Source organism: Hyphobacterium sp. CCMP332 (assembly GCA_014323545.1).
Taxonomy (GTDB): domain Bacteria; phylum Bacteroidota; class Bacteroidia; order Cytophagales; family CCMP332; genus CCMP332.
Window position 1 is genome coordinate 3094824 of the sequence record CP058647.1, and the last position, 16638, is coordinate 3111461.

General features: G+C 34.4%; 15 protein-coding genes. 3 read left to right on the forward strand and 12 right to left on the reverse strand.

The features are described from left to right. The 12 genes from HZR84_13670 to HZR84_13725 all read right to left on the reverse strand — a co-directional run bounded on the left by HZR84_13670 (position 1) and on the right by HZR84_13725 (position 15431). Positions 1–387 (reverse strand): DUF1987 domain-containing protein, encoded by a 387-nt coding sequence (locus HZR84_13670; protein ID QNL22943.1) that lies wholly within the window; start codon positions 385–387, stop codon positions 1–3. A 12-nt stretch (positions 388–399) separates the two neighbouring features. Continuing rightward, positions 400–966 (reverse strand): hypothetical protein, encoded by a 567-nt coding sequence (locus HZR84_13675; GenBank protein QNL22944.1) that lies wholly within the window; start codon positions 964–966, stop codon positions 400–402. Positions 967–1062: 96 nt separating this feature from the next. Further along, a complete protein-coding gene (locus tag HZR84_13680; protein QNL22945.1) occupies positions 1063–2883 on the reverse strand; it encodes a SpoIIE family protein phosphatase in 1821 nt (606 codons plus the stop codon). Between the two features lie 84 nt (positions 2884–2967). Further along, complete coding sequence (locus HZR84_13685; GenBank protein QNL22946.1) at positions 2968–4152, reverse strand: hypothetical protein; 1185 nt, start codon at positions 4150–4152, stop codon at positions 2968–2970. Next, positions 4149–4682 carry a YfiR family protein gene (locus HZR84_13690; protein QNL22947.1) on the reverse strand — a complete coding sequence of 178 codons (534 nt, stop codon included), beginning with the start codon at positions 4680–4682 and terminating at the stop codon, positions 4149–4151. Before HZR84_13690 ends, HZR84_13685 begins: the two co-directional genes overlap by 4 nt. Before the next feature lie 165 nt (positions 4683–4847). Beyond that, positions 4848–6635 carry a RecQ family ATP-dependent DNA helicase gene (locus HZR84_13695; protein QNL22948.1) on the reverse strand — a complete coding sequence of 596 codons (1788 nt, stop codon included), beginning with the start codon at positions 6633–6635 and terminating at the stop codon, positions 4848–4850. Positions 6636–6766: 131 nt separating this feature from the next. Beyond that, positions 6767–7906: a cystathionine gamma-synthase gene (locus HZR84_13700; GenBank protein QNL22949.1), complete on the reverse strand. Its 1140-nt coding sequence runs from the start codon at positions 7904–7906 to the stop codon at positions 6767–6769. A 1-nt stretch (position 7907) separates the two neighbouring features. Next, positions 7908–9533 carry a mechanosensitive ion channel family protein gene (locus HZR84_13705; protein ID QNL22950.1) on the reverse strand — a complete coding sequence of 542 codons (1626 nt, stop codon included), beginning with the start codon at positions 9531–9533 and terminating at the stop codon, positions 7908–7910. 9 nt (positions 9534–9542) lie between these two features. Further along, entirely contained in the window at positions 9543–12323 is a 2781-nt protein-coding gene (locus HZR84_13710) for a hypothetical protein (GenBank protein QNL22951.1), read from the reverse strand. A 105-nt stretch (positions 12324–12428) separates the two neighbouring features. After that, positions 12429–14702, reverse strand: a complete 2274-nt coding sequence (locus HZR84_13715) for a M56 family metallopeptidase (GenBank protein QNL22952.1) — start codon at positions 14700–14702, stop codon at positions 12429–12431. Beyond that, a complete protein-coding gene (locus HZR84_13720) occupies positions 14699–15088 on the reverse strand; it encodes a BlaI/MecI/CopY family transcriptional regulator (protein QNL22953.1) in 390 nt (129 codons plus the stop codon). The genes HZR84_13715 and HZR84_13720 overlap by 4 nt, the downstream gene beginning before the upstream one ends. Before the next feature lie 112 nt (positions 15089–15200). Beyond that, a complete protein-coding gene (locus tag HZR84_13725; protein ID QNL22954.1) occupies positions 15201–15431 on the reverse strand; it encodes a hypothetical protein in 231 nt (76 codons plus the stop codon). A gap of 52 nt (positions 15432–15483) precedes the next feature. Here HZR84_13725 and HZR84_13730 point away from each other — a divergent pair, with 52 nt between their 5' ends. Genes HZR84_13730 through HZR84_13740 form a run of 3 tightly spaced genes read left to right on the forward strand, consistent with a single transcriptional unit; the run spans position 15484 to position 16609 of the window. Next, entirely contained in the window at positions 15484–15831 is a 348-nt protein-coding gene (locus tag HZR84_13730) for a phage holin family protein (GenBank protein QNL23272.1), read from the forward strand. Positions 15832–15874: 43 nt separating this feature from the next. After that, the gene (locus tag HZR84_13735) at positions 15875–16393 is read left to right on the forward strand and encodes a DUF2911 domain-containing protein (protein ID QNL22955.1); all 519 of its coding nucleotides are present in this window, start codon (positions 15875–15877) and stop codon (positions 16391–16393) included. Positions 16394–16399: 6 nt separating this feature from the next. Then, positions 16400–16609 (forward strand): hypothetical protein, encoded by a 210-nt coding sequence (locus HZR84_13740; GenBank protein QNL22956.1) that lies wholly within the window; start codon positions 16400–16402, stop codon positions 16607–16609. Positions 16610–16638 lie beyond the last annotated feature (29 nt).

Sequence of the window (16638 nt, forward strand, 5' to 3'; positions counted from 1 at the left end):
TTATTCCTCTTCTAGTTCAATAATCTCAAATGGGACATCTAATAGATCGCTGTAGTCTTCACCAGCTTCTTGCATATCCTCGTCTTCTTCTTCGTAATACCAATTGATACTCACGTTTAATCCATCCTTAAACAAAGCATTGACTTTTTTGAAAATATCAAGAATACATTTTGAAGAACTTGTGTTAAAATACTCTAATTGAATTTTCAGAGTAGTTTTCTCAGTCTTTGAATTACTACCGTACTGATCCAACCATTCCAGCAAAGGTCTGTAAAATTCTATAGAGTTTTCAGGAGTAGATCTTCCTTTCAAAGCCAATGTACCAGTATCAGCGTTGAAATTTACATCAGGTGTATGATTGCTTCCTTCTATAATTAAATTATCCATTTCTAAATTCTTTTATGCTTTCGGGATATTTATCTGAAAACTGAAAAATGAGTATTTGTCGTTGATTTCTTTAAACTTGTAATTCAATTTTTGTCCGGATTTTCTTGCTATATCAATAAATCCAAGACCTCCTCCTCCTTTTTCTGAGAATTTCTCATTGTCGAGTATCCTCTTATAAAGAGCGCGCAGTTCATCTTTTGTTGTAGAATTGATTTCATCCAACCAACCTTTTAATCCATTTACATTTTCTCCGGTAATATAGTTTCCGGTTGCGACGTGATAAGCGTCATCATCGCTGAAAATAATGAGAATTGCACTTTTACGAAGGTAATCATGCTCATCCTTGTTAGGATCGGGTTGTGAATCACTAAAATCAATATGATGACAAAGATTTTGCAAACATTCTACCAGAACGTTGTAAACCTTCTTTTTAGTTTTTCTACTATCTTCTAATTGCTCCAAACGACCTTCCATAATTTTCAAAATGGAATCAATCAGGTCGAATGTCACTTCACCTTTGAATGTTAGCATGATGTTGTTATCATGCATTCTCTGGTATAAAGCGTAAAGATCGATCATCGGTTAAATACGATTTTATGAGTACTCAGAACCACTACTAAACTGTGTACCTACACATATTAAGGCTCCAATATAATTTAATTTTTTCAATTTAAATCAAGCTGGTATACGAATACCAATTACCAGAATATCATCTAATTGTTCCTGGTTCGTGTCGCTCATCCATTTTTCTATGGTTTCATCAAGGATTTTCCTTTGTTCTTCCATGTCTTTTTTATGGATATCCAATAAAAGATTTCTAAATCTTCTATACATAAATTTCTTCCCTTTAGGCCCGCCAAACTGATCGGCATAACCGTCTGAAAAGATATAATAAACATCACCGGATTTTACATCTAACCTGTGATTGGTAAATTCTTCTTTTTCTTCTTGCAGGATATGAATTCCAATAGGAAATTTATTTCCCTTTACTATTTCAAGCTCATTGTTTCTGATTCTATACAAAGGGTTAAAGGCCCCTGCAAAATCTAATCTATTCTTTTTTAAATCAAATGAACACAAAGCCAAATCCATTCCGTCTTTGGCGGTGGTTCCATCATGGGTTTGCCTCAATGTACTTGTTACAGATTCATTAAGCTGATCTAGTACCATTGCAGCATTCTCACCTTTTGTAACGTTAACTGCCATATTAAGGTTATTATAACCTACAATAGACATAAATGCACCCGGTACCCCATGACCTGTACAATCAACGGCAGCGATCATAATTTTATCTTGAAATGCATCCATCCAATAAAAGTCACCGGAAACAATATCCTTGGGTTTGTAAAGAATAAATGATTCTTTCAAGTGCTTCCTCATAAGGGTGGAAGGAGGGAGGATTGACTGTTGTATCCTTTTAGCATAGTGAATACTGTCTGTAACTTTTACATAAAGTTCTTCCAGTTTTAAATTTTTGGCTTCAATTTCTTTAGACTGGCTTTCTATTTCTTCTTTTTGCTTTACGACTTCCTCAGTACGATCTTTAACTTTTTCTTCAAGGTGTTCCTTGAGTTCGTATAGTTCATCTCTCATCTGCAGCAATGCATGTCCGAGAGTATCTTTATCACTTAAAGGCTTGTACGGTGCATGGAAATTACCAATACCCACTTGTCTTGAAAATTCAACGGTTTCTTTCAAACCATCCACCAGTTGGTTCATTGCAACACACATTTCACCGATTTCATCATCTCTGGGTGGAATTTTCTCCTGAGGCAAAATACCCTTTCCCAGAGAATTAAGCATGTTTTTTAGTGTGTGGACCGGGGCTACTATAGAGCGCACAGTGAAAATGGCCACAAATATTCCAATTATAATAAGACCGATTCCGGTTGATGATATAATGAAATTCAAAAACTGGAAACTTTCCAACATATCCTTACTTACTTCTTCTGTCTGTACAAGCTGGCGCATTGAAAGCTCCTCAACCAAATCTAATACCACAGTTGTCTGAGTTTCAATCATACCGTCATTTACTATCTCCTCGGCCATGAATTTGGTAAGCCCATCTTCATAATCGGCAAAGGTTTTGAGCATGTTCATCACTTGTTCATGCGAAAGAAACAATTGATCGATCATTTTAAAAAGTTCATCCAATTGTTGCTGTTCTTGCTCATCCCAGTTTTCAGAAAGTGTTTTTAACTCTGTCCTTAATTCCTGGTAATCTTCATAAATAAGTTTTGGAAGTAATTTTTTACTACTCTGATTTTGTTTTTGTTGAGATAACCAGTTTGTGATTAGCAATTTAGATCGAACGATCATCAGATTCAAAGCTTCCAGCTTATCAACCGAAGGGTTGTAAACTTCTGTGATCTCTTTATTAATGCTGGAACTCTCGGTTACAGTTTTAAAGGTTAATATAAAATTGAGTAGCGATAAAAAGATAAGAATAGCAAAACCTAGTCCAATCCTCGTACCTACCGTAAACCTTATTCTCATTCTACTCTGGCTATTACTTATAAAGCAATAATAGCTATTCACATAGATTTATAAAAAGATTTAGCTAATGCTTTGCTAATTTTATTATAAAGTTTTCAGAAGGTCTCTGTAATATCTGGCCTTTTCAGGATTGTTAAGTGCTGTATAGATATTGTCGAGGGCGATTATAGTGTCTTTTCTTTTTGGATTTAATTCAAAAGATTTTTTCATAAAAGGAAGGGCCTCTTGAAATAATTTGGTCACTTTATCCTGAACTTCAAAAATTGTGAGAATATCAGCATCCGGATCCAGATCATTGGCCATGGTTACCCCTCTGTTGTAGTATAGCAGTCCAAGATTATAATTAGCCAAAATAGCATCAGGTTTTAATTCAAGAGCTTTTTTATAGTATTCTTTGGCTTTATCTATGTAAATATCATAATTAGGTTCCCCAACAAATTTTTCCGCATAACTCTCATACTGAATGGCCAGTAGTATTAAATAGTCAACATTCTGCGGGTCGAGCTTTATTGCTTTATGAAGCACATGCTCTCTTTCCGTAATATCACCGGCTTCCTGTAAATATTTCAAATGCAATTCCACCAATTCCTTTCTTGTTGGATGTCTTTCATTTCCTTCATTCAAAATTGCAAAGGCAGATTCTTTATCATTTAATGCCCAGTAGGTTTTAGCAAGATAGAAATACAACTGATAAGTGTTTAAACCACGTGCTTTTGCCTTTAAAAGGAATTTTTTAGCGTTGCCGAAATCAGTATTACTAAATGCAGCATAACCTGTGAGGAAGATAGCATTGGCGTCAATATCTGATGGATTCACTTCTTCCATTATATCCAGGTACAAATTGAAAAGCTTATACGCATCCCTGAATTGCTCTGCCTGAAATTTAACAACACCGTCATTATAATAACGCTTCGCTAACAAATCGTATATTTTTTCGCATTCTTTTGCCCATTCTTTATCTGCTGTTTTATCCAAGTCAATGCATTCAGAGCAGGAATTGGCTACCGCAGTTCTATATTGAGAGAATGGGTTATCATTATCTTTTTGCTTGAAATACTCATTGTATATGTAAGCTCTGAAATACCATGTATCTGCTTGTTTTGAGGTCACTTCATTTATTATGGCTACATCAATAGCTTGTCTTGCTTCTTCCAACTTACCTTCCTGTAAATAATTCACAGCCTCTGCTTTTTTCAAAGGTTGAGCAGTAAGGTTGCTTAGAGCAATCAGAACAAAAACGAGCGATATGTAAAATGCCCTTTTCATCATTCAATCAATATTCCAAGGTCAGAAAGTACTGAGCTAACCTGAAGCGAATACGACTCTGCTGTTTTCTTATTTATTTCAAATTTTATTTTGTTATTTCTTACAACGAAATTAATTATGGCACCCTGCCGGGCCAAACCTTCTCCTTCGGTAATTATAAGTGTGCTTTTTCCCTGTAATTTAGATATAACAGAATTCAGGACATTGCTCTTATCATCAGGGATATAAAGAATATGACATTTCTCAATTTTAGAAACACTATTGAATTTCTTAATTGCAATTTTTTGACCCTCTACATCGCCGTACCTATCTTTGAGGTCGTTGAGATAAGATTCAAGAGGAGAATCCCCTAAAAGTCCTATAACGAACTCTCCGCTGTTATATGAAGATGGCCATTCAATATACTTTGTAAATGCCCAAATAAATGTTTTCTTGAATTGAAGATTCGGATCATCTGCCGGAAGTGTAAACTTTAGGTCAAAGCTCGACAGGGTGACAAAAAGCAGAAGCAATGAAACGATTCTGTTTCTCACGAAGTAATTAATTGATGCGATTTGGTTGCTTCTGTGTTTAATATGCCCTTTTTGGTAAGGGGTTATCAAATACTATTCCAAAGTCAAATATGAGAATATTTTTATTAAAATGATACTATTTGCATCAATTCAAGCCATTTTTTTTAAGAATGAAGGATTTAAATTTTAACGGGAGATATTTCTGTTTTCACTTATATTAATATCACCATTTAATGACATTTCCCTTAATATTCCTGATATTTCAGAGGGGTCTAATTTAAAAAATATTTTATTTAAGTCATTTAGGTTCAGTGATTTATGTAAATCCAGAAGATTGAGTATTTTATTTTTCAAAGCTTCTTTGTCAAGGGATTGGAATTTTTCCAAACAATTATCACAAACACCACATTCAGAGTAGTTTTCTTCTCCAAAATAATCCTGTAAATAATTACTCCTACAGGTGTTTTTTAGTTCTGTAAAGTGAATCATTGACCTCATACGGTCAAAATACCTTTTGCGATCTATTTCAAGTTGTTTTTCAGTGATAAATGACGAATGTGTATCCTGACGTGGTAGGAGGAATGTAATTTTAGGCAAATCAGAGCGTGGTATATAATCAATGATTTTAAGATCATTTAACTTTTTAAGATACTCAATAACCTGATTATGCTCCAATATCGTTTTAGAAGCAATTTGATCTTCATTTATTTTTACATAAGAACTAAAAATTTCACCGCCGTACATCCTAATGATGGATTTTAGAAATAGATCGAATTTTGGATTTGCAACCTGAAAACTGTAAAGTTCTTTATTGTCGGGTAGAATATTTAATGTAGATACAGAGCTGGAATTTTCTTCAAATTGAACAAATCCGTGTTTTTCCAACTCTTTAATGCTATAATAAGTGCTTAGGACGGAGGTATTAAATTTCTTACTGAATTTTTCAAGATCAAAATTGAAACTCTGCATTTCCCCACTGCCTAATGCCAATTGAAAGTGATTGCAAATTCCGGTATAGACTTGTCTTAAAACCTTCAATTCAGGAAAACGCATTGAAGTCTTTGATTTTAATTCTTCAATATCCCTATCCTGGTAGATAATTATAGCTTCCGAATACTTTTCATCTCTACCTGCTCTTCCCGCTTCTTGATAATAAGCTTCAAGGCTATCCGGAAGATCTAAATGGGCTACCAGTCTTACATCGCCTTTGTCAATTCCCATTCCAAATGCATTGGTTGCAACAATTATGCGGATTTTGTTTTTTATCCAATCGCTCTGAATTTTATCACGCATCTGTGTACTCAATCCGGCATGATAATAAGCAGACCTGAAGCCATTTTTTTCCAATAAATTTGAATAGTAACGCGTATTTTTTCGACTGCGGACATAAAGAATTACAGCGTCTTTTGTATTGGATAAATGATTGAGCAGGACATTTAATTTGTTTTGAGTTTTTATCGCTTTATAACATAGATTCGCTCTTGCAAAGCTTTTTCTAAAAGTAATGGCATCTGGGATATTTAACTTTTCAATTATATCCTTTTGTATTTGAGGCGTGGCGGTCGCAGTCAGCGCCAATACCCGAACCTTTTGAGATAAGTGCTCCCTTATATTGGCGATTTCCAAATAAGCAGGACGAAAATCATAACCCCACTGCGAAATACAATGGGCTTCATCAATTACCAAAAGACTAACCTTCATATTCTTTAGCCTTGCGATAAACAAATCAGATTTCAATCTTTCTGGCGAGACATAAAGAAATTTGGTGTTTCCGTAAACACAATTATCAAGTGCGATATCGATTTCGTGTTTGTGCATTCCACTGATAATTGCTTTTGCTTTTATTCCCCTTTGAACTAACTGCTCAACCTGGTCTTTCATCAAGGCAATCAATGGGGAAATGACAATTGTTAATCCCGGTAAAATTAGACCCGGTACTTGAAAGCAAATGGATTTGCCTCCACCGGTCGGCATTAGGGCAAGCGTGTCATTGCCTTTTAAGGTATTATTTATTATATCCTCCTGAAGTGATCTAAAGGAGGAGAAGCCCCAAAATTTTTAAGAACCTTCTTTTGGATCAGAGGGAATATTATTTCCCTCTTTCATTAAGAAATGGCTTGTTTTAGGTCATCGACTAGATCTTCAGCATCTTCTATTCCAACACTCAATCGGATCAAAGTGTCTTTTAAGCCGGCTTTTTCTCTTTCTTCTTTTGGAATACTTGCATGTGTCATTGATGCCGGATGGCCACTAAGCGATTCAACTCCACCTAATGATTCGGCAAGGGTAAAGAGTTTTAATTTTTTCAAAACATCCAGTGCCACTTCAATTTTATCATTTTTTAAAGTGAATGAAATCATGCCCCCAAAATCTTTCATTTGTTTTTTGGCAATCTCGTGGTTCACATGCGTAGGAATACCCGGCCAATAAACTCTTTCGACAGATGAATGATTATGTAAAAAATCGGCAATTACTTTACCATTTTCACAATGTCTTTGCATTCGGATATGAAGTGTTTTCAGCCCTCTAAGTGTTAAAAAACAATCCTGTGGACCGGGAACGCCACCACAAGAATTCTGGATAAAAGAAAGGTCTTCATGTAATTTATCACTATTAAGCAAAATAGCACCCATTACTACATCGGAATGGCCTGCCAAATATTTAGTAACAGAATGCATAACCATGTCTGCACCTAAATCCAAAGGATTTTGCAGGTATGGGGTTGCAAAAGTATTGTCAACTACAGTTAAAATATTTTTTGATCTCGCAATTTTACATACAGCCTCAATATCAATTATATTAAGAAGCGGGTTCGTTGGGCTTTCAACCCAAATCAATTTTGTATTTGGTGAAATTGCTTCCTTTAAGGCTTCAATATTTGCCATTGAAATGAAATTGAATTTAATACCGTATTGAGCGAATACTTTGGTAAATATTCTATAGGTGCCACCGTAAAGGTCATTAGTGGAAACAACTTCATCACCTGGTTTTAAGAGTTTTACAATGGCATCAACGGCTGCCATTCCGGAAGCAAAGCACAATCCGTGCTTAGCATTTTCTAGGGCTGCTAGATTATTTTGTAAGGCCGTTCTTGTTGGATTGTGAGTTCTGGAATACTCATATCCTTTATGATCACCTGGTGCACTCTGCGCATAAGTTGATGTTTGGTAAATGGGAGTCATAACTGCTCCTGTAGCCGGATCGGGTTCTATTCCCGCGTGTATTGCTTTGGTTCCGAATTTCATTTTAGCTGTTTTGATAATTATTGATAAAATCGTTTTTAAGTGATTGAAGCTTTTCCTTATTCAATTCGTATGTCGGTGAAAGGGTTTCTTTTCCCGGAAAAGTTTCCATGTGAAGCGTTGTAGTAGGAAAAGCAAAATTTACGCCAATGGCATCTGCAAGTCTTACAATAGCAAGTAAAATTTCATCTCTTGCTTTTAACTCTTCAGACCATGTAGGAACATCAAAGAAAATGTAGAACATGATATTTAACGAGAAATCCGCCATTTCATTGAAATGTATTTCCATCCGGTCTTTAACTGTATTGGGATGCTTATTAACGAGTTCTCTTAGCCCCTCTACAAAAACTTCTATAGCTTGAGGAGGTGTGTCGTACATGAGCCCAATTTTTGTATAAAATCTTCTGTAATTTCTTAAACCGTGATTGTCGATGGCGCTATCGGCCAGTTTACCATTTGGAACCGAAAGAAGAGAGTTCCGAAAGGTCCGGATTCTTGTAGATCTGAAACCTACCTCTTCAACGGTTCCGTCCACTCCGTCGGTTGTGATCCACTGACCTATTTGAAAGGGTCTGTCCACAAATATCATTATTGAACCAAAAAAGTTTTTCAAGGTATCCTGAGCGGCCAAAGCCAGGGCCAAACTTCCAATTGATAAACCGGTCAGCAATGGTATTATATTGACATTAAGATTTAATAAAACAAACAGGGATCCGATAAGAACAATGAAGACTTTTAATATCTTTCTTAATAATGGAATCAATTGGTCATCGAGCGTGCTTTCGGTTTGTTCAGCTTTTGCCATCAAATAATCACTGAGCAAATCTGTCATTTTATACACCACGATGGTAATGAGAATAGGCACAACCGCCTTGATTCCAATAATGAGGTATTTGTTCAACTCAATTGGAAGCATAAGACCGGGAATTAACAATAATACTACCCCCAGAATTATTAGTATGCTGGTAGGTCGGGTAACGGGTAGAATAACCCTTTTTGCAATTTTATCAACTCCTTTTATTACCAGCAATCGTCTCGCAATTTTGCGAAGTAATAGATCGACTAATCTTTCCAGCAATACTGCAATTGTTATGATTATGAACAAACCTGTGAGTTGCCATATTTTTAAACCAAAAACCTTTTTTTCGGCTCCTTTTGGTAAAAAATCTATTAAATGGTCTATGCCAAGAATAAAAGTGCTACTGTATAGATTTTGAATTGCATTGACGGAATTTTCAGAATACTTCCATTGATCTCCATATTTTTTTAGATAAATCTCCGGCAGATCTTTATGTACAATATATTCTCTCGCATCTCTTAAAGAGTCGAAATAATTTGAATTTCTTGGAATTTCCTCAATTGCGATATATAGCCCCCTCGCGTCGAAGACCATTTTCAATTTTTTGGATAATTCTATAATTTCTTTTTGCGAATAACCTTTCGGACGGATTAATGATTCAGCCGCCAGTCTTGGTTTATAGTTTTCTTCGTTTAAGTATTTTAAATGATTCAAGACCGAGTGATAAGGACTTTTAAGTTCGACTTGTAATTTGTCCTTTTCTTGAGCCCCGACAGAATTACAGGGAATAGTTAAAACTATATAAAATATAAAGAAAAATAGTATTCGCATAAATGCAGATTAATGGTCAAATGTTATAAGCGAGACCTCAGTATCATAGGCTTTATATACCCTAAACTGCTCATATGAATCAAAATACATAAGGCCTATTTTATTGCTGGATTGAATTTTTTCAGGATTCAAATTTTCACCTTTTGAATTTAAAAATGAAACTAGTTTGGTATTTCTATCGATTATGACAAAAACTTCGTTATCGGCCCCAAAATTGTAGTATTGAATAATGCTGTTAGGATCTCCAGCAATATCAAAAATTGGTTTATTGTCCGGCCTGTAAAAATTAATGACATCATTGTCGAACCTTACAATACAATAGGACTTACCGAGGCCATCACTTATCAATTCGAATTTTGTCTCTTTCGTAGGTCTGAAAAATTGAATTTCAGATAAAATATCCCCATTAAAATTTACAGACCTTAATAATCCTTCTTCGTCGATTATATGAATTTTGGAGCTTTTGAAATCCTTACCCAAATCGATATAATAGTCTGTATTTACCCTATTGTATAAGTCAAGTGGGAAACTGGAATAACTTTTCCCATTGCGTTTTCTTAAATCGAGTTTACCATTCTTTGTTAATAAGACGATGATGTCTTTATCTAACATTCGGGTATGCTGCGGTTTGGATGCGAGTTCCGAATTCAATTTCAAAGGATTCCACGATTCTAGTTTTTTCCCGTTTTTATCAGTAATGAAAACTTGTCCTTTATTATCAGAGCAAATGAAACGGTAATTCTTGGAATTGTCATAGTCGATAACATTAAAGTATTTTAATTCCTGGTTGGCGTCCTTGGTTATTCTTTTAGGGAAATCTTCAATATAATTTCCGTTTCGATCTATGAGATAAATATTTTTATCATCGCTGAAACAATACTGAAGTTTTCCATTTTTGTAGTAATCTAACTGATAAATACTTTCGGGCAAAAGTTGTCCGTCTAATTGTTTGGTCCATTTTACAATTCCCGATTTATTTAATAGGTGTAACTGTTTTTGGGTATCCTGAACCAGAATTTCAAGTGAATTGTCAGTAAAATTTCTTACTACTTTTGGTTTTGTTATTAATGTATGATCGAATCGTCTGTTTAATAAGGTTTTTAGATATTCTTTGCTTTTCTTTTCAGAAACGACCGTTTTCTTATGTTGAATTACAGCGCCGGTATAGAATTTTTCATCGAGATACTCATATTGCAATGCAATCATTTCAAATCGTTTAAGTGACTCGGAGTTGTTCTCGATTAACTCTTTCCAGTAATCACTGGTAACATTTTTGATTAATGACCATGATCTGGCTGTATTGATGATAATATTCACATTGGTTTTTTGAATTACTTCTTCAAGAAAGAGATTTTGTTTTACTGATTTGCCCCAGACTTTTTCATCGTTAATATCGTCTATCAATTGCCGGGCTGCGGCAATGTCATTTACAAAAATTATATAATCATGGATTTTCAGATAATAGCATTTATCAAAGCCTCCGAAGTATTTTGAAAAGGCTAATTGTGGATAATCTGCCTTCATCATTTCACTAATTTTCACGCCACCGTAATCCTCCTCAAAAGGGATATTTCCATCTTCGATTTTAGAGAACTTTGTGGAAATGGCGTCCAGATAATCCAAATTGGAATTAGGATCATTGCTTTGCATGTAAAACAAGTGTATGGGTTTGGCAGGATTAACCGATTCCAGGGTTACATAAGCGAAATGAGTTCCTAGAAATTCAAAAATTTTCTCGATGTAGATATTCTCATCCACTGATAAATTGTACCAGCTTTCCAAAATTTCATTTTGACCAGAATTTTTTAGAAAGGTTTTAAAATTTTGCTGAAATGAAATACCATTATCAAAGGAAAAGCCATAATAGATGGCCGTGTTCATAGGCAAATAGGGGGCTAAGTCCAAAGCATTTCCTGATTCATTTTTAAAAATATCTAGGAAATTGTTGATACCCTTTGAAGGGATACTGGATCCATTCAAATAAATTTTTTCACCTTTTACTGACAAATCGTAAAATGAAGATTCTGAGAATAGCTTGATTAAATCCAGGTCTTCAGAATATTCATCTTTGGTAAAGCATTTTAAGAATTCAGCAAAACGATTAATATTAATGTAAAGATCGCCGTCATCATTGTTGATTCTTGCTACTTCAAAGTTCTTTTTGTTGATATCGTAAAAAGACATTTCTTTTTTATCGGAAATATGTCTGATTACATCCTCGATAAGAAAGGGCGTCATACTGCCTATTAAATGATTCTGATATTGGATGAATGAAAATTGATCGCCGCTCTGCTTGTTCTTAATTGTTGTAATTGGAATTTTTTGATAGGCTCTTTCACTAATATTATGCTTGTCGGAAGCCTCAAATTTTTCTATCACAAGTCTGTAAAACTGTTTCTCATCTTTAGAGCGAAGGGGTAAATAAAATATAAAATCAAAATCATTATTCGATGTTATATGCATTGAACACCGAAAGTATTTGTCTTTAAGAATAAAAGAGAGGTCATTCTTATTTTTAGTTGCAGAATCAATTATTGTTAACCTTTTTTGAATACTTTCATAAAATGTGGTCTGTTCAAGATTATTCCAAACAGAGCCTCCTTTTAACCTTTCAATACTTTTATAAGTGTTCAGGCTTTCCCATACCATAACGGCATTTCCGGGAATAAAAGAATAGGTGTTTTCAGTTTTTCTTGAACCCAGATAATAACTCAGAAAAGCCACAAAAAAAACGACTATCAATAAAACGATATAGACAAGAATATTTTTGTTTTTGCTTTTTGTAGGCATGGAGGGCTAACTCAGTTTTGAGCTGCAAAAATAGGTAGAAAATAACGGCATAAAAAAAGCAGACCGATAAGTCTGCTTATTAAATTCTAAAAAAATCCAATGGATTTAATCTTCGATTTTATTATACCTGATATTGGCAGATTCATCGATATCAAACATGTCCAAATATTTACGCGTAATCTCTTCATTTTGCACCTCTCCGTTAACTGTCATTTTTCCTTTTTCAAATGCAATTTTAATTTTTTTAATCCCTTCCTCAATAATTCCATCTTGCTCCAGTTCATTTATCATTTCTGACATTTTCGAACCTTTTTCATTAGCAGTTTTTTCAACTGCGATTGCTTCAGCTCTGATTTTCTTTTCTTTAACTTTAACTTTCAATTCTTTCTCTTGAATATTCTCAATTTCCTCTTGAATCTCTTCGATGGCTTCCTGAATCTCTTCTTCAACTTCCTGCATTTCTACTGCATTTAACTCTTTTTGGAGCGCCTTACTTTTTTCTTCAAGTTTCTTACTTGTCTGCTCTAAAGCCCGGGCTGCTTCTTCGAGATTTTTTTCAATAGTTTCGGTTCTGTGTTGTCTTAAATGTCTATGGGTAAATTTATTCTCATCATTTTCATCAGATTCTTCATCCTTTTCTTCGAATTCAAATTCGAAGTCTAAATCCAAATCAGAAAAAAGCTCTTCCAGATCTTCCTGAATTTCCATAAAATTTTCATCTATATCAGGTATTTCAATTATCCGGGTTTGATCATCATCACCGTTAATCTTGATTACAATAACATTTTCATCATCAGGGCTGCTATTAATAGAAACAATTGCTTCATTACGGCCAGGTTCGGAATTAATAACTTTAACTGTGGCATTATCCTCAGCATCGCTATAGGTATAGGCAAATGAATTGGAGTTACGGTTTTTTCCGTGCGAATAGAATACCTCTTTATTCAATAAGTCTACGTAGTCATCAAAATTTTCTTCTTTAATTTTTTTACCGTCGATTTTCAATTTTTTTATATCTCTGGGATCAACAAAAACAATCTCAATTTTCTTGACATCACTGCTGGTTTTTTTAATTGTGATTTCATCATCTCCACCGGGCAGGGTCATAGTAAATGTATTTCTATTTTTATGATCCAGAAGTGAATGCGAACTGTTTATTTTTGGTTGGACCTTTACTTGTTGTTGGCTTATTTCTTTATTCTTTTTCTGAATTATCGTTTGAATTGGTGCTTCCACCATGGCCATCTGTGTAGTTTCAGGAACCGGAGGGTACGCCTCCTGAAATGGTAAATCTGAAACCATATTTAGAAAACCGGATTCATCGGGTCCTGCCTCTGACCGATTTGATAATTGAAATAACGAAAGCCCCAGAATAAAAATGATCAAAGTAATTACCGGAATGAGACTTTTTGTTAATTCGGAATTGTTTTTTTCAACATTCAAAATTCTTTCAATTCGTTTACGCAAAACGTATTTTGGGTTATTACTTCCAAGTGCAAGTTCAGGAGTATGGTTGGAGTGCCTTTGAATTTCTACTAAAGCCTTGGCCAAGTGAATGGGGTTTCTTTGCAAATGCACTGAAAAGTCATCGCATAAATTTTCTCTTTCTGTTCTTATATGCGTTGATAGAATCCAGGTAACGGGGTGAAAGAAAACCAAAGCTTCTATAATGTTCTGAATTACATTTATCAGGTAATCGGCTCTTTTTACATGTGCTATCTCATGAATTAATATGGCTTCTACTTGATCATAAGGAATTTGACTTAGCATACCTATTGGAACCAAGATCACAGGTTTAATAAATCCCAAGGTTAAAGGGGAGTCTATCATATCCGACTCAAATAGACGGATCTTGCTTTTCATTCGCAGTTTGGACAGTATTTCTTTGAATTTTAATTCCCATTCATTTTCAATCTCATAAATTCCGGTTGTTTTCAGATTTTGTATATACATTAAATTGGTAATAAAACGCATCATCATTATGAGAGCGCCTATTATCCATAAAACAGATATAAAAGGAGTGCTTATTTCTATTAGTTCAGCAATGTATGATTCATTTAGTGATGTAATTTGAAAGGGTGAGTCATTTTGTAAATTTTCACTGGCCATAATATTGGCCGCAGGTTCTGAATTTATCGACCCCTTATTTTCAAAATTGTAAAAACTTAGCTCGTAGAATACAGCAAAGGAGAAGGAAAAGAAGAGTAAAAATTGCAAGCCTAAAGCCCAGTAATATTTAAATGCTGTCGTTCTGCCAAATAGGTTTTTACCTAATAAAAATAATACCCATATGAGCATTCCTGACCATAATGTGTGAATAACGGCCCAACCCAAAACAGAGGCGGGTATCAGATTATTTAAAAATTCTATCGCATTCATTTTTGACCTCCTTCAATTTTTTCTATAAGTTGTTTAATTGCCTCCAATTCTTCTTTAGATGCTCTGTAATTTCCAAGGGCCTCCATTACTAATGAATAGGCTGAACCATTGAATGTGCGGTTTAGAAATTTATCAAGCATGTTTTTCTGAATATCCTGCTCATTGACATTTGTAAAATAAATGTGCTTTTTTCCTTCATTTTTTCTTGTCAAAAGCGATTTTTCATACATCAACTGCATGATTTTCAGGGTAGTTGTATATCCAACTTTCCGGTCTTTATTTAAAATATCATTTACATCTCTTACAGAAAGTGGTTCTTCTTTCCATAAAACCTGAAGAATTTCAAGCTCCGACTTGGTTGGCTTATTTTCTTTTTGCTCAGTCATCTACGAATTGTTTCGTACAAATATATACGAATGTTTTCGTAGATTAAAAATAAATTGATGAGAGGTTGTAAATTTTTACTTGTGGCGAAAATCTTATTTGGGAATAGAACCTTTAAGGATTGTTTCTTTTCGACTCAATATCATCGTAAAAATGATCCTGAAATGTTCTTGTACTTTCCTTTCCAAATTTTAAAATAATATATACCATACGGAATAAAAGCACATTTGCTATTATAAAGGCAAAGAAAACCAAGGAGTAGGGCAGGTCCATTGGAGGTAAAAGCGCATATAGTAGAGTAAATACGCTTGAAATAAGTATAGCATTGGTCAGTTTAGTATTCATTTTAAATATTTATAAAAAAACACAAGCTTTGTATTCTTAGTTTGAAAAAAAAATAAATATGCTAATAAGATTACTTGTCAATGCACTTAGCGTTTATCTGACTGCTTATTTACTTAGTGGTGTAGTCATTGAAGATTTTCTCTATGCAATAGGAGTCGCGATTCTCCTGGCCATTGTCAATACTGTGATTCGTCCGATATTAATTATTTTGACAATTCCGATTACAATACTAAGCCTTGGACTATTTCTACTTGTCATAAATGTTTTCATGATAATGCTTGTGGATTGGATGGTGGATGGATTTTATGTTCAAAATTTCTGGTGGGCTCTTTTATTTGGGATTGTGATGTTTTTTATAAATGTCGTCCTGAACTCAATACTGGGTCTGGAAAAAGAATAGATTTAATTTTTATCTTAACATAGAAATCAAAATAAACTTAATAATGAAAAAAATTAATCTAAGCGTATTTTTATTGTTCTTCTTATTTATTGGAGGAACGGCATTTGCACAAAAAGACAAAGCCACAAGGCCTAGTCCACCGGCTACGGCCATGAATACCGTCAATGGAAAAAATATTAAAATTGACTACAGTCAACCGGCGGTTAAAGACAGAGTAATTTGGGGTGAACTTGTTCCATATGAAGAAGTATGGAGAACAGGCGCTAATGAGGCTACAACAATTGAGTTTTCACAGGATGTATCAATTAATGGAGAATCTGTAAAAGCAGGAAAATATTCTCTTTTTACAGTTCCCAATGAAGACAGTTGGATGGTTATTCTTAATAGCGAAGCAAACCAGTGGGGTGCTTATAAATACAACGAAGAAAAAGATGTCCTAAGATTCAAAGTGAAACCACAAAAAATCGATAAGAAGTCGGAAAGATTGACATTCGATGTTAAGGAAAGCGGCAAAGTAAGCATGATGTGGGATGAACTTATGATTTCATTTGATGTAAACTAAACATTTATGAGTCTTAAAGTAAAATGGCTGATTTATTCGATTGGCGGTTTGATACTTTGTGGATTTGGAATTAGCCTGGTAGGAGAGGCCATAATAGCCAAGATTCAAAACGGATCATGGTTTTATTTGGGAACTGCCGGGCTTGTTGTTTTTAATTCCGGCCTGAGCTTTTTTGGACAAGCAGTAATTTTTCGATCAAAAATGCAAAATATTTAGCAAATACTAATAATATTAGTAAATTGCTA